The 21,999-nt window shown below is 63.1% G+C and carries 16 protein-coding genes; 8 read left to right on the top strand and 8 right to left on the bottom strand.

Annotated features, from left to right (window positions below; translation table 11 throughout):
- Positions 1-184: 184 nt before the first annotated feature.
- Positions 185-2,650 (top strand): arylsulfatase, encoded by a 2,466-nt coding sequence (locus I2H38_RS02705; RefSeq protein WP_196270245.1) that lies wholly within the window; start codon positions 185-187, stop codon positions 2,648-2,650.
- Positions 2,651-2,653: 3 nt separating this feature from the next.
- Positions 2,654-3,313, top strand: coding sequence for a methyltransferase family protein (locus I2H38_RS02700; protein WP_196270244.1), 660 nt, complete (start codon positions 2,654-2,656; stop codon positions 3,311-3,313).
- 34 nt (positions 3,314-3,347) lie between these two features.
- Here the strand turns inward: I2H38_RS02700 and I2H38_RS02695 are convergent, their stop codons facing one another.
- Together I2H38_RS02695 and I2H38_RS02690 are read right to left on the bottom strand one after the other, a co-directional pair.
- Complete coding sequence (locus I2H38_RS02695; protein ID WP_196270243.1) at positions 3,348-4,946, bottom strand: DHA2 family efflux MFS transporter permease subunit; 1,599 nt, start codon at positions 4,944-4,946, stop codon at positions 3,348-3,350.
- A 6-nt stretch (positions 4,947-4,952) separates the two neighbouring features.
- On the bottom strand, positions 4,953-6,158 hold the full coding sequence (locus tag I2H38_RS02690) for an HlyD family secretion protein (protein ID WP_196270242.1): 1,206 nt from the start codon (positions 6,156-6,158) through the stop codon (positions 4,953-4,955).
- Positions 6,159-6,299: 141 nt separating this feature from the next.
- Between I2H38_RS02690 and I2H38_RS02685 the strand changes: the two genes are divergently transcribed.
- From I2H38_RS02685 to I2H38_RS02665, 5 genes are all read left to right on the top strand, one after another.
- Positions 6,300-6,953: a TetR/AcrR family transcriptional regulator gene (locus I2H38_RS02685; protein ID WP_196270241.1), complete on the top strand. Its 654-nt coding sequence runs from the start codon at positions 6,300-6,302 to the stop codon at positions 6,951-6,953.
- A gap of 197 nt (positions 6,954-7,150) precedes the next feature.
- Positions 7,151-8,914, top strand: a complete 1,764-nt coding sequence (locus I2H38_RS02680; protein ID WP_196270240.1) for an ABC transporter permease — start codon at positions 7,151-7,153, stop codon at positions 8,912-8,914.
- 24 nt (positions 8,915-8,938) lie between these two features.
- Entirely contained in the window at positions 8,939-10,237 is a 1,299-nt protein-coding gene (locus I2H38_RS02675) for an ABC transporter ATP-binding protein (RefSeq protein WP_229426500.1), read from the top strand.
- Between the two features lie 214 nt (positions 10,238-10,451).
- Entirely contained in the window at positions 10,452-12,143 is a 1,692-nt protein-coding gene (locus I2H38_RS02670) for a chloride channel protein (RefSeq protein WP_196270238.1), read from the top strand.
- Positions 12,144-12,344: 201 nt separating this feature from the next.
- Positions 12,345-12,791: an NUDIX hydrolase gene (locus tag I2H38_RS02665; protein ID WP_196270237.1), complete on the top strand. Its 447-nt coding sequence runs from the start codon at positions 12,345-12,347 to the stop codon at positions 12,789-12,791.
- Positions 12,792-12,798: 7 nt separating this feature from the next.
- Here I2H38_RS02665 and I2H38_RS02660 read toward each other — a convergent pair whose 3' ends face one another.
- From I2H38_RS02660 to I2H38_RS02645, 4 genes are all read right to left on the bottom strand, one after another.
- Positions 12,799-13,485, bottom strand: a complete 687-nt coding sequence (locus I2H38_RS02660; protein WP_196270236.1) for a Crp/Fnr family transcriptional regulator — start codon at positions 13,483-13,485, stop codon at positions 12,799-12,801.
- A 136-nt stretch (positions 13,486-13,621) separates the two neighbouring features.
- Positions 13,622-14,776: a DegT/DnrJ/EryC1/StrS family aminotransferase gene (locus I2H38_RS02655; protein ID WP_196270235.1), complete on the bottom strand. Its 1,155-nt coding sequence runs from the start codon at positions 14,774-14,776 to the stop codon at positions 13,622-13,624.
- Positions 14,776-16,371: a Gfo/Idh/MocA family oxidoreductase gene (locus I2H38_RS21345; protein WP_196270234.1), complete on the bottom strand. Its 1,596-nt coding sequence runs from the start codon at positions 16,369-16,371 to the stop codon at positions 14,776-14,778. Before I2H38_RS21345 ends, I2H38_RS02655 begins: the two co-directional genes overlap by 1 nt.
- 48 nt (positions 16,372-16,419) lie before the next feature.
- Positions 16,420-17,787 (bottom strand): nucleotide sugar dehydrogenase, encoded by a 1,368-nt coding sequence (locus I2H38_RS02645; protein ID WP_407664001.1) that lies wholly within the window; start codon positions 17,785-17,787, stop codon positions 16,420-16,422.
- Between the two features lie 237 nt (positions 17,788-18,024).
- Between I2H38_RS02645 and I2H38_RS02640 the strand changes: the two genes are divergently transcribed.
- Entirely contained in the window at positions 18,025-19,902 is a 1,878-nt protein-coding gene (locus tag I2H38_RS02640) for an ABC-F family ATP-binding cassette domain-containing protein (protein ID WP_196270233.1), read from the top strand.
- Between the two features lie 2 nt (positions 19,903-19,904).
- On the opposite strand, the gene I2H38_RS02635 is transcribed toward I2H38_RS02640, so the two are convergent.
- On the bottom strand, positions 19,905-20,309 hold the full coding sequence (locus tag I2H38_RS02635) for a hypothetical protein (protein ID WP_196270232.1): 405 nt from the start codon (positions 20,307-20,309) through the stop codon (positions 19,905-19,907).
- A 5-nt stretch (positions 20,310-20,314) separates the two neighbouring features.
- Entirely contained in the window at positions 20,315-21,880 is a 1,566-nt protein-coding gene (locus tag I2H38_RS02630; RefSeq protein WP_407664000.1) for a S10 family peptidase, read from the bottom strand.
- Positions 21,881-21,999: the final 119 nt, after the last annotated feature.

Below are 21,999 nucleotides of genomic sequence, written 5' to 3'. Positions count from 1 at the left end.
ACATTCTCTTAGGCCCCAATCCTTTCCTGGCAGGTATTTGGCGCAGGGACAGATCGCGGCAATCAGAGCTTGGCGGAAATTCGACGTCGGCGCCCGGCACGTCGAGTTCACCAGGCTGAAAAGAGCAAAGCCGAAGTACCCCGGACGCAGGTTTGTGTACCCTTTCCTTCGCAAGGAGTAAGGCATGTCCTGCACATCGAGCAAATGGCTCCTGACGATTTTTGCCTCCACCGCTGTCCTGGTTTCCGGTGCCGACATCTCGATGGCTCAGACCACCGGTGTTCCGGGCACTCCCGGTGCCACCACGACGATCGATGGGAACTACCTGCCGCCGTCGCCGCCGCCATTCGGCGGCGAGATCAATCTGAGCGCGGAACAGTCGAAGCCCTATTGGCCGCCCAAGGTGGTGCCGCCCAAGGGAGCGCCCAACGTGCTCCTGATCATGACCGATGACGCCGGCTACGGCATTTCGGGCACCTTCGGCGGCGTCATTCCGACGCCCGCGCTCGACCGAATCGCCAACGCAGGTTTGCGCTACACCCAGTTCCACTCCACCGCCCTCTGCTCACCGACGAGGGCCGCGCTCATCACCGGCCGCAACCATCACTCGGTGGGGTTCGGCGTGGTCACCGAGCAATCCACCGGCTTTCCGGGCTACGATTCCATCATCGGCCCCGAGAACGCCACGGTCGGGGAGATCCTGAAGCAGAACGGCTACGCCACGTCCTGGTTCGGCAAGGAGCACAACACGCCGAGTTATCAATACACGGTCGCGGGTCCCTACGACCAATGGCCCGTGGGGATGGGCTTCGACTATTTCTACGGCTTCATGGGCGGCGAGACCGACCAATGGACGCCCTATCTCTTCCGCAACCAGACGCAGATTTTTCCCTGGCTCGGAAAGCCCGACTACAATCTCATCACCGACATGGCGGACGAGGCCATCGATCACATCAGGAATCTGAACGCGGCCGCGCCCGACAAGCCGTTCTTCGTCTATTACGTCCCCGGCGCCAGCCACGCGCCACACCAGCCGAAGCCCGAGTGGATCGACAAGTTCAAGGGCAAGTTCGACATGGGCTGGAACGCCTTGCGCGACCAGATCTTCGCCAATCAGAAGCGCCTCGGCGTAATCCCTGCGAATACGGCGCTGACCCCTTGGCCGGACGATCTGCCCAAATGGGACACACTTTCGGCCGATGAAAAGAGGCTCTTCGCCCGCCAGGCGGAGGTGTTTGCAGCCTACGTAGCCTATACCGACAACGAGATCGGCCGCGTGGTTCAGGCGGTGGACGATCTGGGCAAACTCGACAACACGCTCGTGATCTATATCGAGGGCGATAACGGCACGAGCGCGGAGGGCTCCACCGTCGGCACGCCGTTCGACATGGCCGCCCTTCAAGGCATCAATGTTCCTGTCGAGGAGCAGTTGAAGTTCTATGATGTCTGGGGCTCCTCCAAGACGGAGCCACACATGTCGGTGGCGTGGTCGTGGGCGTTCGACACGCCGTTCAAATGGACGAAGCAGATCGCCTCGCATTTCGGGGGCACCCGGCAGGGCATGGCGATGGCGTGGCCTAACCGCATCAAGGATGCGGGCGGCTTACGCACCCAGTTTCACCACATGATCGACATCGTGCCGACCATCCTGGAAGCGACGGGGATCAGAGCGCCGGTCATGGTCAACGGCATCGCGCAGAGGCCCATCGAAGGCGTCAGCATGGCCTATACCTGGGACAAGGCCAACACCAACGCACCCTCCGCGCGCACGACGCAATATTTCGAGATGTTCGGCAACCGCGCGATCTACAACAACGGCTGGATCGCCTCCACGACGCCGCCGGCCCCGCCGTGGCTGCTGGGCCTGACGAAACTGCCGGACGTGATCAACGGCTATCAATGGGAGCTCTACAACATCGCTGAGGATTATTCGCAGGCCAACGACCTCGCGAGCAAAATGCCGGATAAGCTGCGCGAAATGCAGGAACTCTTCCTGGTCGAGGCCTCGAAGTACAACGTGTTTCCGATGGACAACTCGATCGTTCAGCGCCTGCTTGTCCCGCGGCCGAACAACACCGCCGGACGCAACGTCTTCACCTACACGGGGACGATGTCGGGCCTCGATCCCAGCGGTGCGCCGGACATTCTGAACAAGTCCTACACCATCACCGCCGATGTGGATGTCCCCCAGGGCGGCGCCGAAGGCATGATCGCCACCATGGGCGGGCGCTTCGGCGGATACGGCCTGTATCTGCTCAAGGGAAAACCGGTCTTCCTCTACAACCTGCTCAGCCTGGAACGCCAGCGCTGGGAGGGTCCAGCGGCGCTATCGCCGGGCAAGCACTCCATCGTGTTCGACTTCACCTATAACGGTCCCGGCCCCGGCAAGGGCGGCACCGGCATTCTGAAGGTCGATGGCCAGGAGGTCGCCAACAAGAAGGTGGAGCACACGATCCCCTTCCTCATGACCTTGGGAGAAACCTTCGATGTCGGGATGGATACCCGCACCCCGGTGGACGACAACGACTACCAGATCCCGTTCCGCTTCAATGGCAAGATCGGCAAGCTCACCTACAAGCTGGGCCCACTGCAACTGACGGAAGAGGACCAGAAGATCATCCAGCACGCGCTCGCGAGAGGAAGGGACTGAGCGGTGAATGTAACGCCGGGTATGGCGTTCCTGACGCTGACGGCAAGCCTCGCCTATCTCGGGCTCGCCGTCCTTGGCTGGGGTGGATTTTCGGCGTTCTTCTCCCACCCCGCCCTGATTGCCCTTACGATCATCCTCTTCACGCTATCGGTCGCGGCTCTCTTCACGAGCGGAAACCTCAGCCCTGGCGAGCGCGAGGACCGTGCCAATCGCTGGGTCATCGCGGTCTTCGGCCTCATCGGGCTCTTATCCGCCTATCTGCCCGCCTACACGGATCGAAAGGAATTCTGGACTCTCGATAGGGAGACCATTCGTTGGCTTGGCGTGTTACTTTTCGCCGTCGGCGGTGCGCTGCGGCTCTGGCCCGTCTTCGTGCTCGGCCGAAGGTTCAGTGGATTGGTCGCCATCCAGCCCGGGCATAAGTTGGTCACGACCGGTATCTACGGCGTCATTCGCCATCCCAGCTATTTAGGGCTGCTCATCAATTCGCTTGGATGGGCCCTCGCTTTTCGCTCAGGGGTCGGCGTGTTGCTCACCATTCTCCTTCTCCCGCCACTCGTCGCCCGCATACGGGCCGAGGAGGCGCTGCTGCGGGCGCAGTTCGGCGGCGAATACGATACCTATTGCAGCCGCACGTCGCGGCTGGTTCCCCGGCTTTGGTGAGGAGGCAGCACCGAAATCCATAACGGATCCAGTGTTAATGTCCGCCCCCTCCTCCAGCCGGCGCTGCGCGGGGCTTCTTGATGAAGGGGAGCGCCAGGATCAGCGCGAGGAAAAGCAAGGTCAGCAACAGGAAGACATCCGCAAAAGCCATCACCAGGGCTTCCTTCCGAACCATCCTCGACATGGTCTTGATCGCTGCCAGATTGGCGTCTGAGCCGAGGCTCTGAAACTTCATGGTCATGTTGTTGAGGGTCTCGACCGCAGTCGAGCTCCCCCAATTCACGTTCTCACGCAAGCGCAGGAGATGCAGATCCCAGCGGTTGTTGATGAGCGTGTTGATGAGCGCGAGCCCCACCGCGCCGCCGAGATTACGGGTCAGGTTGTAAAGGCCCGATGCGTTCTTGATCCGGTCGGGCGGCAATGTGCCCAGCGCAATGTTGTTGATCGGCACCATGCAGATCATCAGACCGACGCCACGGAAGATCTGGGGCAGGAAAAGCTCCCAGAAGTCCCAATCCTTGGTCAGGCCGGACATCATCCATGTGCCGAACGCGAAGGAGGCAAAGCCGATGCCCATCATGACGCGCGGATCGAGCTTGCGCGACAGCATGCCGGCGATGGGGGCCATGAGGAACATGCACGCGCCCGAGACGAACATGGTCTCGCCGATCTGCAGCGATGAATATCCCCTCACCCGACCGAGATAGACAGGGTAGAGATAGGTCAGCCCGTAGAGGCCGATGCCCATGACGAAACTGAACCCGGAACCGGCCATGAAGTTGCGGTCGGTGAAGGCGCGCAGGTCCACGATCGGATGTTTCGCACTGAACGCCCGGTAGAAGAACGCAAGCGCCGAGGCAACGCACAGAACCGTCAGAACGAGCACCACCTCATCCTGGAACCAGTCGTTGATAGGCCCCTCCTCCAGCACGTATTCGAGGCTGCCGAGAAAGAGCGCCATGAAGGCCAAGCCCGCCCAGTCGAAGGTCTTGAACAGGTCGAAGTTCGGCTCGTCGAAGTCGACCAGCAGATAGGTCGAAACCGTGACGAAGATGCCGGGCACGATGTTGACCAGAAACAGCCAGTGCCAGGAAAACAGATCGGTGAGATAGCCGCCGATGGTCGGGCCGATGGTCGGCGCCAACGTCGCGACGAGACCGATGATCGGCGAGATGACGGGCCGCTTCTCCGGCGGGAAGATGGTGAAGGCCGATGCGAAGACGGTCGGGATCATGCCGCCGCCGATGAAGCCTTGAAGGGCGCGCCAGACGATCATCTGCTCGATGGAAGTCGAGGTCGCGCACATGAAGCTCATGAGCGTGAAGCCACCCGATGCGATGACGAACATCCACCGTGTCGAGAGCACCCGCGACAGGGTGCCGGACAACGGAATCATGATCACTTCCGCGATCAGGTAGCTCGTCTGCACCCAGGAGATTTCATCCGACGAGGCGGACAGACCCGCCTGGATCTCCGCCAGCGAGGCCGAAACGATCTGGATGTCCAGGATCGCCATGAACATGCCGAAGACCATGCAGAAGAACGCGAACGTGCGACGCCGGTCGAGCGGCGCGGACTTCGCGATCGGCACAGGGCCTGACGGCTTGCCGGCGATGGCGGCGGATGCGGCCATGGGATCTTACTCTTTGAGGCTCGCGGTCTTCGCGGATTGCGCGTCGCTGCGCGTGTCCACACTGACGACGACCGACATGCCAGGGCGCAGCAAACCCTGCTGCGCGACATCCGGGCTGACCCTCACGCGAACCGGCACGCGCTGGACGATCTTGGTGAAGTTGCCGGTCGCGTTTTCCGGCGGCAGCAAGCTGAAGACCGCGCCGGCGGCAGGAGACACGCTCTCGACCGTTCCGACAATGTCGGCGTTCGGGAAGGCATCGACCTCAAGGTGGACCTTCTGGCCGGGTTTCACGCGCGCAAGCTGCGTTTCCTTGAAATTGGCGTCCACGTGGACATTGGCAAGCGGCACGAGCGCGGCCAGACGCGCGCCAGGCTGCACGAACGTGCCAACCTCGGCAGCCTTGTTGCCGACGACACCATCGGCCGGCGCACGGATTTCCGTGAACGAGAGATCGCGCTCGGCCTTGTCGACGGCAGTCTGCAATTCAGCCGCGAGACGTTGCCCTTCGATCTGCTGTGCTGAGAGAACCGCCACATTCGCCTGCGCGGCCGCGGAGGCGGCCTCGGCGCTCTTCACGTTCGCATCGGAACGGTCGCGGGCCGCTTTGGCCGCGTCGAGAGTCGCCTTGCTGGCATAGTTCGCCTGCGAGAGCTGGAGTTGGCGCGAATAATCCGCCTCGGCACGTTCCGCATCCGCTTGCGCGGCCGCGATCTGTGCCTGGGTCTGGGCGACCGTCGCTTTGGCCGCCTCGATCTGGCGACCGATGCGGACGATGGTGCTGGCCTGCGTCGCGAGCTTGTCCTTGGCCGATTGCAAGGCCAGGCGGTAGTCGCCGTCATCGATCTTGGCGATCAGATCGCCCGCCTTGACGCTCTGGTTGTTGCTCACCGCAAGCGAGGCGACATAACCGGACACCTTGGCCGACAGGATCGTGATGTCAGCCTGGACATAGGCGTCGTCCGTCGAAACCAGAAACCGGCCGGTCGTGAACCAGTGGACGCCCTCATATGCACCGAAAGCGAGCGCCGCGCCGAGAACGGCGAAGATCACCGGCTTCTTGCCGAGCTTGCGCTTGGCCGCTTTAGGCGGATGAGAGACGACGGGAGCCTCGGCATTTCCGACTGCGTTCCCGGGCGGGAGATCGGGGGCCTTGCCTTCCATGGCGGACCCCGCCCCGTCCGCTTTCGCGAATTCTTCCCGGTAAGCCATTCCAAAATCCCCGTGGCCGCAAAACCGTCTCTTGACCGAACCGTTCGGTCACCATACGTGAGGCCTAGCACAAACTGAATGAAGCGACTATATGATTTGACTGAACGGTTCGGTCAATAGCTTTGATGTGATAAAACGCACATGTCTGAAACGCAGGATTTCCATTCGCAGGTCGAGATCACGACAGCGGAAGGCGGGCTGGAGAGCTCCAAGCGACGCCAGATTCTGGATGGTGCGCGGCATGTCTTTCTCGCACAGGGCTTCGACGGAGCCAGCATGGGCGAGATTGCCAAGGCGGCGGGCGTCTCCAAGGGCACCCTCTATGTCTACTTCGACAGCAAGGAGATGCTGTTCGAGGCCCTGACGGCGGAAGAGAAGCGCGGTCTGGCGGAAGTCCTGTTCACGCTCGACGCCGACGATCCCGACGTCCGCGGCGTTTTGTATCGCCTGGGCCATAGCTACCTCAGCCTCATGGGTAAGCCGGAGCACATCTCCTCCGTGCGCATGGTGATCGGCGCGGCGGAAAAATTCCCCCGTATCGGCCAGATCTTCTTCGAGGCAGGCCCTTGCCAGGGGGCAGCGCGGCTTGGCGCGTATTTCGACAAGCAGGTCAAAGCCGGGCGGCTCAGCATCGAGGATACCAGCATTGCTGCCCAGCATTTCCTCGATCTCTGCCAATCTGGCATGATGCGCCGCCTCCTCTTCGCGGCGGGAGGCCCGCCGACCGAGGAGGAAATCGCCCGCAACGTCGAGAACGCCCTGCGCGTGTTCTTCGCGGCCTACGGAGCGAGGTAAGCCGCGAGTGCAGGCACTTCCCTTGACGCAGCCACGGCGAAGAACACTTCAGCTGTGACAGCGCCGACCGCCGGTCCCTGACGGCGGACTATGCAACGGACCGATGCAATGCCGGGTGACATGCTCGGGCGATGATCCAGCCGGCGGGCTCTGCCGGCTCAACGTTGTCGCCGATACCGATCGACAGGAGGGGAGATATGCACACCCGCCCTATCCTGGACGCAGCAGCCCGCAAACCTCTCGGCATAGACACCTCCAACCTTCGCCCGAATTTCTACGATCTGGTTGCCTTCGCGATCATCGTTGGCATCGGCGTCGCGATGGTCCACGGCGCGCGGGAAATGCGAGCGCCGTTGACTCAGCTCGATATTTCTCCGGTGTCGCTCGATCCGTCGCTCCTCCCGGACTACGCGCTGCGCACGACGCTGCGCATGTTTGCCGCCATGGGCGCGTCGCTTCTTTTCACCTTCACGGTTGCGACGCTCGCCGCCAAGAGCCGCAAGGCCGAGCTGGTCATCATCCCGGCGCTCGATATTCTGCAATCTGTCCCTGTCCTGGGCTTCCTGACCTTCACTGTCGTTTTCTTCCTCGGTCTCTTTCCTGGCAGCCAGCTAGGCGCAGAACTTGCCGCGATCTTCGCTATTTTCACCGCGCAAGCCTGGAACATGGCCTTTTCATTCTACCAATCCCTCAGGACTGTGCCCCGCGATTTGGATGAAGTCGCCCGTCATTTCCGGCTCTCGCCCTGGCTGCGTTTCTGGCGTCTTGAAGCGCCCTTCGCCGCGCCGGGACTGGTCTGGAATGCCATGATGTCCATGTCGGGAAGCTGGTTCTTCGTCGTCGCCTCGGAGGCGATCTCGGTCGGCGACACAAAGATCCTTCTTCCGGGCATCGGCGCATGGCTCGCCGTCGCGATCGAACACAAGGACCTCCGCGCGATCGCCCTTGCCGTCGTCGCTATCGCCATCGTCATCCTGCTTTACGATCAGCTCGTGTTTCGTCCTATTGTGGCCTGGGCGGATAAATTCCGCTCCGAGCAGACCGCCGCCCAGCAGAGGCCGCGTTCATGGGTCTACGACCTGGTGCGCCGAACCCACCTCATGCGCCGTTTGATGCTCCCGATCTCATTGCTGTTTGCGAGCATTGGCGGCCTGATCGGCCGGATCAGATTGCCCGATCGTCCGCCCGTTCAATTGAAGCCCGCCCCCACTGTCGGACGCGTGATCGATGTCCTCTGGATCGTTCTCATCATGTCCGGGACCGCCTATATGCTCTGGCTGATTGCCGACTACGTCGGCGCCACGCTGTCCTGGGATGATCTGAGGCAGGCCGTGACGCTCGGCGCCCTCACGCTTCTGCGGGTGGCGATCCTGATCGCGCTCGCGAGCCTGATCTGGGTTCCGATCGGTGTTTGGATCGGGCTCCGTCCGGTCGTCGCCGAGCGGGTCCAGCCCGTGGCACAGTTCCTGGCTGCCTTCCCGGCCAACGTGCTGTTCCCGTTCGTAGTGGTCACCATCGTGGCGTTCCGGCTTGACCCGAACATCTGGCTCTCTCCCCTGATGATCCTGGGGACCCAATGGTACATCCTCTTCAACGTCATTGCCGGCGCAAGCGCGTTTCCGACTGATCTGCGGGAGGTTTCCACCATCTTCCACCTCCGGCGCTGGCATTGGTGGCGAAGGGTCATGCTGCCGGGGATCTTCCCCTATTTCGTCACGGGAGCGCTTACCGCATCGGGCGGATCGTGGAACGCCAGCATCGTGGCGGAAGTGGCGAGTTGGGGCGACGTCAAGCTTCAGGCGGCGGGCCTTGGCGCCTACATCGCCAAGGCGACCGATGCGGGCGATTTTCCCCGCGTTGTGCTGGGAGTCGCGGTGATGTCGGCTTTTGTCGTCATCTTGAATCAGGTTCTCTGGCGTCCGCTCTACCGCTTTGCCGAGCGACGCCTGCGTCTCGATTAAGGGAAAAAGGCCATGGATGCTTCCATGATGTCCGATCGCCCTCTCGTCCGGGTCGAGCATCTCCGGCACCTTTATCACAAGGGCAGCGTGAGCGACCTGCTCGTGCTCGACGACGTGAACCTCTGCCTGAAGGAGAACGAGATCGTCGCCCTTCTCGGGAGGTCCGGCTCCGGAAAATCGACCCTGCTGCGCATCATCTCCGGGCTTCTGCCGCCGAGCGGCGGCAACGTCGAGATCGACGGTAAGCCGGTTTCCGGTCCTGCGAGCGAAGTCGCGATGGTGTTCCAGTCTTTCGCGCTCTTTCCATGGCTGTCGGTGCTGGAAAACGTGGAGATCGGCCTCGAGGCCATCGGCATGGCGTCCGACGAGCGCCGCGCCCGCGCTCTCGCCGCCATCGACCTGATCGGTCTCGACGGCTTCGAGAGCGCCTATCCGAAAGAGCTGTCGGGCGGCATGCGCCAGCGCGTGGGCCTGGCCAGGGCGCTGGTGGTCCATCCAAAAGTCCTGCTGATGGACGAGCCGTTTTCGGCGCTCGACGTCCTCACCGCCGAGACGCTGCGCACCGACCTGCTCGACATCTGGTTCGAAGGCAGGTTGCCGATCCAGTCGATCCTGATGGTGACGCACAATATCGAGGAGGCTGTCCTGATGTGCGACCGCATCCTGGTCTTCGCATCGAATCCCGGCCACATCGTCGCCGAGATCAAAGTCGATCTGCCCCAGCCCCGCGACCGTCAGGACCCCGCCTTCCGCGACATCGTGGAAGATATCTATGCGCGCATGACGTTGAAGACCCCGAGCCTGACGCGGGAGGGAGCCTTCCCCGGCGTCGGGATCAACATGATCCTGCCGGCCGTTTCGACCAACCGGCTCGCCGGCCTCGTCGAACTGGTGAACGGACAGCCCTACGATGGAAAAGCCGACATGCCCGAACTGGCGAGCGAGCTGCATCTCGAAATCGACGACTTGTTTCCCATTGCCGAAACCTTGCAGCTTCTGCGCTTCGCCGAAGTCGAGGGCGGCGATGTCGTGCTGACCCCGGCAGGACGGCAATTCGCCACCGCCGATATCGAGGAGCGTAAACGATTGTTCGCGCAACACTTGCTTGGCTATGTTCCCCTTGTCGCGCACATCAAGCGCATCCTCGACGAACGCGCCACGCACCGCGCCCCCGCGCGCCGGTTTCTTGGCGAGCTGGAAGACACCATGTCCGAGGGCTATGCGGAAAAGACGCTCCGAACGGTGATCGCCTGGGCGCGTTACGCCGAGTTGCTGGCCTATGACGAGGCGACGGGCGTCTTCAGTCTCGAAAACCCGGCCTGACGCCTGCGAAAGACGGGGCGTTTCAGGGAGCCGAACAATTTCCTGCCGGATCCGTTGTCTACCACCGCCCTGAGGCCCTGGTCGTGATTAACCACCGGAATCTCAAAGCGATCCGCAGAACCAGCTTCGGCGGTCCTGCGCCATGAGTCCCGAGCGGCGGCTTTCTCCCGTACCGGCGGTGCGAAAGCCTACGGGCTCCTTTCGGCTTGTCGCGTTGGCGACCGGACTTGGCGTGGTGACGGGCCTTATCGTCGCCGCCGTCCAGAACTTCGTCATTTTTGCCCAGCGCGCCACTCTCGGCTTCGCGGCGGAGAGGCGGATCGCCCTGCCCGATCAGGCGTCCTTCCTCAGGATTGCCGTCGCGCTGACCGGCGGTGCCATTCTCGTCACCATCCTGTCGCGCGCGGCATCCCGTTTGAGAACGCGACAGCCGATCGACCCGGTTGAGGCTAACGCGCTCAGCGGCGGCAGCATGGGGTGGTACGATGCAGTGGCCGTCGTTCTCCCGATCCTGGCGTCGGTCGCTTTCGGAGCCTCCGTGGGGATCGAAGCCGCCGTCACGCAGCTCGGCGCCGTCCTCGCCAGCCGTCTCGGCAAAAGGCTGGGGCGTCCGCGCTCCGATCTGCGGGTGCTGGTCGGCGCGGGGTCGGCAGCAGCCATCGCCGCAGCCTACCGCGCACCCATCGCGGGGATGCTGTATGCGTTCGAACTCGTGCTTGGAACCTATTCCAAGCGGACCCTCGCCCCCATCGGTCTTGCCGCCATCGCCGCCGTCATCACCATCTGGCTGCTGACCGGGCAGGCGAAGCCGTTCGATCTGATCCTGGGGACGGCGGTTTCATGGTCCGATTATCCGATCGCGGTCCTGATGGGAGGCATCTGCGCGTTCATGGGCATCGGGGTGATGCTTCTCGTCACCGCCGTCGAGCGTCTTCTCAAGCGCCTTTTCAGGCACGAAACATTGCGTCGTCTCGCAGCCGCCCTGGTGCTTACGCTTCTTTCGATCCGCTTCCCCGCCGTCCTGGGCAGCGGCCACGCCGCCATCGACCATGCCGTCAACGGCGACATCGTCGGGCCCCAAGCCTTGGGATTGCTTGGCGCGAAAGCGCTTGCATCGCCCGCAAGTCTCGGCGGCGGCTTCAGAGGAGGGCTCTTCAGCGCCTCGCTGCTGATGGGCGCTCTCCTCGGCCAGGTCATCGCCTGGATCGGTGCTCTGGTGCCCGGCGGCCCGCCGTTGAATCCGGCGCTCTGCGCCGTGATCGGCATGGCCGCCATGGGCGCCAGCGTGATCGGCTGCCCGCTCGCGATGATCTTCCTGGTGCTTGAAACAACAGGCGACTTCGATGCGGCCATCGTCGTCGCGATCGGCGCGGTGACCGCTTCATTCCTGACGGACCGTCTGTTTGGGTATTCCTTCGCGACGTGGCGCTTCCAGCAACGTGGCCTCGCCATTGAGGGAGGCCACGACGTTTCGCGGCTGGCGACATCGCCGATCACGAACCTCGTCAGGCCGCCGAAGCGTTCGCTCGCGGCCAATGCAGACCTTCAGGATGTTCTGCGAGCCGTTTCGACGGCGGGAGCGAGAGGCACGGCCGTTTACACGCTCGATGGTGATTTTGCAGGGCTGGTCGATCCCAGTCTCGTGGAGGTCGCCGCCGGGGAGAGGACGCCGCTCCCGATCGTCGCGGCCGACCTGGTCTATGAGACGAGCCCCGCTGTCACGCCGAAGACCACCTTGGCTGAACTCATCGACATCTTCCAAAACGACGATCGTCCCACCATCGCCGTCATCGATCCGGCGGATCACCTGAACCTGATCGGCTGCGTTCGCGCCCGAGACGCCTTCGCCATGGCATCCGCCATTCTCGATGCGCAGCGACGGGAGGATTTGGGCATCGGGCAGTAGCGCCCCTTACGCTCCGGGCAGCCCCCTGTCCGCTGTCATTCGCCGTCCGGCGCGTCCGCCGCGACGCTTCCCGCATTGGTCAAGGCGCTCGGGGCTCAATGACTGTCGAAATGGATCGCGCCTGCGACGGCGTGGTCCCATCTGCAGCATCATCGTGATACGATAACAATACAACCGCATCTCCAACCCCAAAGGAATCCCATGCGGAGACGTCCCTCGGCCCGGCTGATCGTGTTGGATGCAGCGAACCGCGTCCTTCTCTTCCGTTTTGTGCACAAGACCGGCGCGCTGGCGGGTCGGGACTATTGGGCGACGCCGGGAGGCGGCGTCGACCCCGGCGAGAGCTTCATCGACGCCGCGCGGCGCGAGCTGGCCGAGGAGACGGGCTTTCAGGCCGACATCATGGAGCCGCACGTGGCGGAGCGCGAATTCATCCTCCAGCTCTCCGACGGCGAACATGTCGTCGCCGAGGAGCGCTTCTTCGTCGTGCGAACGACCGAGAGCACTCTCTCCACGGAGAGCTGGACCGCCGACGAAGTCGAGGTGATGGCCGATCACCGCTGGTGGACGCTTCAGGAATTGCGGGCAACGACCGAGATTGTCTTTCCCGAAAACATGGCGGAGATGGTGGCGGGGCTCACGCCCTGAAGAAACCTTACGCGTCTTCGCGCAGCGCCTCGGCGACGCGGGCCTGGAGCACTTCGGGGCGCCGGAGGATCAATGCGCCGCGGGTGCGCTCGATCAGGCCCTCCTGGGACATCATGGTGAACTCGCGCGTCACCTGTTCGCGGCGGCAGCCGATGCGGGCGGCCATGATGTGGTGGAAGGGCGGCGGCGTGATCACTCGCTCCCCTACCCTTTCGCCGCGCGGAATGGACAGGCGCAGCAGCTCCGAATAGAGCCGGTGCCGGAGATCGAGCACGGTCTGCTCGACGAAGCGGGCGTTCAACTCGCGGATGCGCGAGGACATAAGGCAGAAGAGCCGTTCCGCGACCGCATTGTTGGAGAACACGATCTCGCGAAAGACCGAGGCCGGCATCACGCAGGCCTCGCCCCGCGTGAGAGCAGTGACATTGGCGGAGCGTTTGATGCCGTCCATAGCCGCCAACTCGCCGAACAATTCGCCGGGGCGCATCTCGTCGAGAATGACCTCCTTGCCCGCAGCCGTGCGCATGAGCACGCGCACGTCGCCCGCGAGCAGGAAATAGACGTCGGTCGAGAGATCGTCGAAATCGACAAGAATTTCTTCCGGGTCGAAACGCCGCCAATTCGCCCGCGCTTCATAGGGAGCGAGGTCGATGTCCAAGCCCTTGAAGAGCAAAACGCCGGCAAGCCGTGTCATACACGATCCCCTTTCGGTGCCCTCACCGACCAACAGGACAACCAAAGTCAAGCTTCGATCATATAGGGCGGCCGCATACAAAAAAAGAGCCGCGTCAGCGGTGACGCGGCTCTCTCAACCGATAATGGTCGGTCCTTTACTCGGCAGCAGCCTTGCGCTGATTGGCCAAAGCGTCCTTCACAGCGGCGATAATCCGGTCCTGCACTTCTTCCGTGAGGTAGGGGTGCATGGGAAGGCTGATAACTTCCGCAGCAAGACGATCGGAAACCGGCACGCCGTTTCCGGCGACCGGATAGTGCTTATAAGCGGTCTGCTGGTTCAGCGGCTTGGGATAGTAAACCGCCGTCGGGACACCGGCGGCCTTCAGGTCCGCCTGGAACTGGGCGCGGTCGAAGCCGTCCATGCGCAGAGTGTACTGCGCCCACACGGAGGTGTAACCCTCCGGCACTTCCGGCACCACGGCGACATCGCGCAGGTTGTCGTTGTAGTACTTGGCGACGCGGTCGCGCGCTTCGATCTCGCTCGGGAAGATCTTGAGCTTCTCGATGAGGATCGCTGCCTGCATCGTGTCGAGACGGCCGTTCATGCCGATGCGGACGTTGTCGTATTTCTCGGTGCCCTGGCCGTGAACGCGGATCGAGCGCAGCACGGTTGCGAGTTCGTCGTCATTGGTGAAGATCGCGCCGCCGTCGCCGTAGCAGCCAAGCGGCTTTGCCGGGAAGAAGCTGGTGGTGGTGCAATCGCCGATCACGCCCACTTTACGGCCCTTGTAGCTCGCGCCGAAGCTCTGCGCCGCGTCGCACATGAGCCACAGGCCCTCGCGCTTGCAGAACGCCTCGATCGGCTCGTAGTCGGCCGGCAGGCCGAAGAGATCGACCGGGATCACGCCGACCGGGTTGAGACCGAGCTTCTTGGCGGTCTTCAGGCCCGCTTCGAGGCTGACGATGTCGAGATTGAACGTGTCTTCGAGGACGTCGACGAAGATCGGCGTCGCGTTGACCTGCGCCACCACTTCCGCCGTCGCGGCGAAGGTGAAGCTCGGGCAGAGAACCGCATCGCCTTCCTTCACGCCCTTGGCCATCAGCACCATGAGGAGCGCATCCGTGCCGTTGGCGCAGGAGATGACGTGCTTCGCGCCGCAGAACGCGGAGAGATCGGCCTCGAAAGCCTTGACCTCGGGGCCCATGATGTAGCCGCCGTGATCGATGACCCGCAGCACGGCCTGGTCGACGGCGGAGCCGAGACGTTGGCGCTGGGCCGCCAGATCGATGAACGCAATCGGGTCCGACATCACGCAATCTCCTCAAGTTTGTTCGGGCCGGCCTCGCGATAACGACGACCGGATTCAGGGCAGACAAGATCGGGGCCGAGCTTGGCACCCGCGTGGCTCATCCAGCCGATGCGCTTGGCGGGCACGCCCGCCATCAGCGCGAAGGCCGGAACGTCCTTCGCGACAACCGCGCCAGCGGCGATGAAAGAATATTCGCCCAGGGTGTGGCCGCAGACGATGGTCGCGTTCGCGCCGATCGAGGCGCCGCGCTTCACCAGGGTCGGCCGATACTCGGACTTGCGCGCGATTTCAGAGCGCGGGTTGTTCACGTTGGTGAACACGCAGGACGGACCGCAGAACACGCCATCTTCCAGCGTCACGCCTTCGTAGACGGAGACGTTGTTCTGGATCTTGACGTTGTTGCCGACAATCACCTTCGGGCCGATCACCACGTTCTGGCCGATATTGACGTTCCGGCCGAGGGTCACATTGCCGAGGACGTGGCTGAAGTGCCAGACCTTCGAGCCCTCGCCGATCTCGACGCCTGCATCGACATAGGCCGATTCATGGATCGTGACGCCGGGATAATCCTTTGCCACGCGGGGCTTCGCGACCTCGATCGCCGGAGCAGCAGCCTGCTGACCAAGGCGTGCCTGGAGCAGCGAGTCGGCGGCGCGCGCGAGAACGGAGAGAACCCGCAAGCCTTCGCGGCCATCGGTGCGCGGCGTCGCGCCGGTACGGATGCAATCGATGAAATGCAGGCATTCCTGCTTCAAGGGCTCGTCCTGCGGGACGGTGACCGGAATGGCGTCGGCCTTCACCGGCACCGGCATGTTGTCCTTCCACTCCACCTTGTGCGGGTAGAGAAGGAGCTTGCGGTCCCAGGCCTCGCCATCGTCGAACACGGCCATGGCGTCGGAACCGACGACCACGAGCTTCTGCTCCTTGAAGGGATGGAGCCAGGACACGAACACGTGCGCCCGCTCGCCGCCGGGGAAAGCAAGATGCGTCGTGGTCACGTCCGCAATGGCGTCATGGAGATAGTAACCGCCGACCGCTTCGACCTTCTCCGGCTCGCTGCCGATAAGGGAGAGGATCATGGAAAGATCGTGCGGCGCGAAGGACCAGAGGATGTCCTCCTCGCGGCGAATCTTTCCGAGATTCAGGCGGTTCGAATAGACGTATTGCAGGCGTCCGAGCTTGCCCTCGCGCACGAGCTTCTTCAGCTCGAGGAAGATCGGGTGATACTGCAGCAGGTGTCCGACCATCAGACGGCGATCGAGCCGCTCGGCCAGCGCGCAGAGTTCCTTTGCCTGGCTCACTTCGAGAGCCAGCGGCTTCTCGACGAACACGTGCTTACCGGCTTCCAGTGCCTGCTTTGCGAGCGTGTAGTGCAAGGCCGCCGGAGCCGCGATGGCGACGCCGTTCACCTTCGGATCCGCCAAAGCGCCTTCGAAGGTAAGCGAGCGTCCGCCATGCTTGGCGATCAGTGCTTCAACGGTCGGCTGATGAGCATCGACCAGAGCTTCCAGCGCCCCGAGTTCAGCGAAGTTGCGGACCAGGTTCTTGCCCCAATATCCGCAGCCGACAACTGCTACCCGAATGTCGCTCGTCATGGTCTTCTGCCCCTATCCGTTCCGTTGTCTTCTTTAAAAAATGCTCGATCAGGCCTTGATGACGCGGCCTTCAGGGATGCCAGCCCGCGCGCAGGCATTGCGGGTATCGACAACCACCTTCGCGTTGTCGACTACGAGCTTGTAATCGACGTTGTCGTGATCCGTTGCAATGAGAACCGCGTCGTAGCCAGCCAATGTCTTCGCGTCGAGCGCGACCGACTTCCGGCCCGCCAGTTCCGCATGCTCCCGGGTCATCGGGATAACCGGGATGTAGGGGTCGAAATAATCGACTTCGGCGCCGCGCCCTTCGATCAGCTCGATGAGCTTCAGTGAGGGGCTCTCGCGCATGTCGTCGACGTTCTTCTTATAGGCGATGCCGAGCATCAGGACCTTCGAACCCGTGAAGGCCTTGCCGCTCTTATCAACGGCTTCCGCAAGCTTGTTGACCACATAGTACGGCATGCGGGTGTTGATCTGGCCGGCCAGCTCGATGAAGCGGGTCGCGATGTCGTATTCGCGCGCCTTCCAGGTGAGGTAGAAGGGGTCGATCGGAATGCAGTGACCGCCGAGACCCGGGCCCGGATAGAACGGCATGAATCCGAAGGGCTTGGTCTTGGCCGCGTCGATGACTTCCCAAACGTCAATGCCCATGGCCGCATAGACGACCTTGAGTTCGTTCACGAGGGCGATGTTCACCGCACGGAAGATGTTCTCGGTCAGCTTCACGGCTTCGGCCGTCGCGGCGGAGGACACCGGAACCGTCTTCACGATCAGCTGGCTGTAGAGCATGTCGGCGAGGGCAAGAGCCGCTTCGCCGTCGCCGCCGACAACCTTCGGAATCGTCGAGGTGCCGAAATCCGGATTGCCGGGATCCTCGCGCTCCGGAGAGAAGGCCAGGAAGAAATCCTGGCCGCTCTTGAGGCCGGTCGCCTCGAAGATCGGGCGGATGACTTCGTCCGTGGTGCCGGGATAGGTGGTGGATTCCAGAACGACGACCTGGCCCTTGCGCAGGCGAGGCGCGATGGCGCGGGCGGTGTTCTCCACATAGGAGAGATCCGGCTCGCGGTGCTTGGTGAGAGGCGTCGGCACGCAGATCAGAATGGCGTCCGGCTCGCCCAGACGGGCAAAATCGGCAGTCGCCTCGAACTTTCCGCCCTTCACCGCCTCCGAAATCAGCGCCGAGGAAATGTGCTTGATGAAGCTCTCGCCCCGGTTGATCTGGTCAACGCGAGGTGCGTCGATGTCGAACCCGACAACCTTGAATCCCGCCTTCGCGGCGGTGAGTGCAAGGGGGATGCCCACATAACCGAGGCCGACGATGCCGAGTGTGGCGCTACGTTCTTTGAACTTCGCAAGCAGCTCAGCAACGTCCGCGACCGTCGCATCGGTCTTTACCGCGCGATTTCCATGCATCATCAGGCTCCTGACTAACCCCATTGCGGCCATAACCCCGTTAAGCAGGACACTCCGCGTTGCGCGGAAACGGGTGTGGCAGCATCGTTATTTCGCGGGCTTCTGTGGTGTGATTACTTTGCAAAGTCAAGAGAAAGGCATCACCGAAATTGTGCAAGAGCAGTCCTGCTGCAGCCGCGACACAGGGGCAAAATCGAGGTTCTGCCTTGTCAGGGCCGCCTTCGCAGGCCACAAGGCGACATGCTTCACGCGAATGACCTGACCTACCGAATTGCCGGCCGAACGATCCTGGATCACGCCTCCTTCGCCCTCCCGACCGGCAGCAAAGTCGGCCTGGTGGGCCGGAATGGCGCGGGCAAGACGACCCTCTTCCGCATCGTTCAGGGCGAGGCTTCGCTTGAGAGCGGGGAGATCGCCCTTCCCCGCGGCGTCCGAGTCGGGGGCGTGGCCCAGGAGGCACCGGGTGGGCCTGAGTCGCTGATCGAGGTCGTGCTGGCGGCGGACAAGGAGCGCACTGCCCTTCTCGCCGAAGCCGACACCGCCGACGGCTTTCGCCGCGCGGAGATCGAAACCCGACTGACCGACATTGGCGCTTACTCCGCTCCGGCGCGCGCCGCCTCGATCCTGCATGGCCTGGGCTTCGACGCCGAGGCACAGAACCGGCCCTGCTCGTCCTTCTCCGGCGGATGGCGCATGAGGGTGGCCCTTGCCGCCGTGCTGTTCTCGGAACCCGACCTGCTGCTCCTCGACGAGCCGACGAACTATCTCGACCTCGAGGGGACGCTCTGGCTCTATGAATATCTGGATCGCTACCCTCACACGGTCCTGGTCATCAGCCACGACCGCGAGCTGCTCGACACCTCCGTCGATCACATCCTGCATCTCGACCAGGGCAAGCTGACGATCTATCGCGGCGGTTACAGTTCCTTCGCCAAGCAATTGGCGGAGAAGCGCGAACTGACCGCGAAGATGAAGGCCAAGCAGGACGCCGAGCGCAAGCATCTCCAGGCCTTCGTGGACCGGTTCAAGGCGAAAGCCTCCAAAGCCCGTCAGGCCCAGTCCCGCGTCAAGCGGCTGGCCAAATTGGAACCGATCGCCGCCCTTGTTGAAAACGAGGTTCTGGCGTTCGACCTGCCGGGGCCGGAGCGCGCCCTCGCTCCGCCCCTGATCGCAGTCGAGGGCGCGGCGGCGGGCTATGGCGACCGGACCATTCTCGACCGCCTGAACCTGACGATCCAGCCGGACGACCGCATTGCGCTTCTGGGCGCGAACGGGAACGGCAAATCGACCTTCTGCAAGCTCATCGGCGGGCGGCTCGATCCGCTTAAAGGCGAGGTCCGTTGGCCGACGAAGATGGAGGTGGCCTATTTCGCCCAACATCAGGTGGATGAGCTGAATCCGAGCGCCACCGCCTATGACCACGTGGCCGCCCGGATGCCCGATACACCGGTCGCGAAGATCCGCGCGCGCGCTGCCCGTTTCGGTTTCCCCGGGGCGAAAGCGGACACCCCGGTCTCGTCCCTGTCAGGCGGCGAAAAGGCTCGTCTTCTGATGGGGTTGGCCGCGTTCAACGGCCCGAACCTGCTCATCCTCGATGAGCCGACGAACCATCTCGACATCGACAGCCGTCAGGCGCTGATGGAGGCGATCAACGATTATACGGGCGCGGTCATTCTGGTCAGCCACGACCGTTTCCTGATCGAGGCCTGCGCCGACCGCCTCTGGATCGTCGGCAATGGCAGCGTAAAGCCCTTTGACGGAGACATGGACGATTATCGCAAGCTCGTTCTGTCAGGCGAACTCGAACCGCAGAACCGTTCCGACAAGCCGCAAGCCGCCGCATCCTCTCGCATCGATGAGCGCCGCGCGGCGGCGGAGCGTCGGGTGGCGCTCGCGCCTCTGCGCAAAAAGCTCGAAACGCTGGAAGCGCGGATGTCCAAGCTGACCGAGGTGATCGCGAAGGTGGACGCGGCGCTTGCCGACGGCACCGCCTTCCAGAAGGATCCCGCGAAAGCGACAGAGCTGTCCAGGATGCGCGCCGAGGCTGCCGGGACGCTTGCCTCCGTCGAGGAGGAATGGCTCGGCGTCAGCAGCGAGATCGAAATGGCTGGAGCCTGATCCTACTTCACGATCCGATCGAGCTTGTTGTTGACGAAGAAATAGAGCTCGCGACCACCGGGCTCGGAATAGAGCACCTGCACCTCGCGTTGGCCCTTGCCGCTCTCGCCCACGAGCACATCCGTCGGAATCTTGCCCTTGAGGGCGAGGAGATCGCACTCGCCGATGCCGGGTGCGATGGCGGACGCCGTCATTGAGGGCGCGCCCGTGCAGCGGCCGTCCGGCCCGATCACCGCGCCGTAGTCAGGCGTCGCGGCGATCGACGCCTGAGCGATAGGGGCAGACACGGCCGGGGGCGCGGAGGACGTGCTGTTGCAAGCTGACAATCCGACGGCCAAAAGCGCCATCGAGGCAAGAATCGAAGATCTTCCCTTTGCCGCTTTTTCGGAAAAAGCTCTACCACGCATTCCCATCAATCCTTCTTGCTTCCATTCGCTTGCACCCGCATCGCATCCTCGAACAGGCGCTGAGCATCGGCCCGGAAAGCCTGGCGCGATCCCTGGCGCGAATAGAACATGTGACCGCCTTCGTAAACCTTTAGCGTCAAACGCTTTTCCGGACCGAGGTCCGGGATCTGATTGATGAGAAGCTGCGATGCGTAGTAAGGCGTCACCAGATCGGTGAACCCGTGCACAACCAGCACGCGCAATTTCCCGTCGAGCGCCAGGGCTTGACGGAGCTCTTCGAGATTTTCCGGCGCATTGCGGCCGCCATCCCATCGCCAGGCCCGGGTCACCGCGTTGTTGAGCAGGTTATAGCGTCCCTCGGGCTTGTAGTTGAGCGTGTTCGTCAGATGGTCGATTATCGCGCTCGTGAGCGGTGCGGTCATCGCCGTCAGGACCGGGTCCTCGAACCGCGAGACATAGGCTGCCGGATTGGGATCCGCGCCGAAAACATCGGCGTCATAGGCACTGAGTACATCGGCGCTCCGGCGCAACGTCTCCCGCTGCACCGCACGAGCATCGACGCGCCCGGCAAGGCGGCGGACGAGATCGAGGTCGAGGCCCGTCAGCGCGGCGACTCTCCCGCTGATGCGTTCGACCGCCTCCCGATCCTGCACACCGCGCATCAGATCGACGAGGTACTCGCCCGACGCATAGCGCTCCGCATCCTGCAACGCCTCGCGCGAGACGGGCCCCTTGCGGGCGAGCGCGGCGGCGGCCATGGACGGCAGGCGGGCAGCATCGGTCCAGGGCGCAGAGGACGCGTGATCGAGCCACGCGAAATCCAACACCGGCGAGACGAGAACCAGACCGCTGAGGCCGATGCCCTGATCGCTTTGCAGCTTTTCAGCCAGCAGCGGGCCGCGAAACCCGCCGTAACTCTCGCCGACGAAGAATTTCGGCGAGAGAAGCCGGTTTTTCTCCTTCAGCCAGCGCATGATTGCGGCGGCGAGCCCATCGATGTCGCCCCGTAGGGAATAGAACCGCTCCCGGACCTGATCACCACCGATCACTCGGCTATAGCCGGTTCCCGGCGGGTCGATGAAGACGAGATCGGTGAAATCGAGCCAGGTTTCGGCATTCGGCATCAGGCTCGGCGAGGCCGAGGGGCTGATGCCAGCTCCATCGAGAGACAGCCGCCATGGACCGATGGCGAGGAGGTTCAGATATGCCGAGGAAGCCCCTGGCCCCCCATTCACCGCGAACGTCACCGGGCGCGTCGCGAGGTCGGCATCATCCTTGGTGTAGGCCGTAAATCCGATCTCGGCCTGCGGAGCGCCATTCGTGTCGATCAAAGTCAGGCTTCCCGCCGTCGCGGTCAGGCTCAACGTGCGTCCCGGCAGCGTGATCGTATGGCGGGTTACGGAATTCGGCGGCAGACGGGTCGTGTCCGCGCTTTGCGGACGTGCCTCCCCCCTCACGGGCTGCGGCTGCCGGTTGGGGGCCTCCTGAGCCTGCGCGACGACTGGCGCAACCAACAAGAGGCACAGGACGGCAAGGAGCGACGGGCGCGAGATTCGGTTCATGGCGGGCATCCTCTTGGCTTGCTTGAAACGGAAGCGCGGCCATTCCGTTCCAGTATGCTGACGGCCTACCTCTCTCTGCCATCACCGGACTTGTCCCGGTGATCCCGATGCGAAAGGCTCTTCACCTC

The organism is Microvirga alba, from assembly GCF_015694465.1.
GTDB classification, from domain to species: Bacteria; Pseudomonadota; Alphaproteobacteria; order Rhizobiales; family Beijerinckiaceae; genus Microvirga; species Microvirga alba.
The sequence above is the reverse complement of the archived record's forward strand: the minus strand, read 5'-3'. Positions and strand labels throughout refer to the sequence as shown.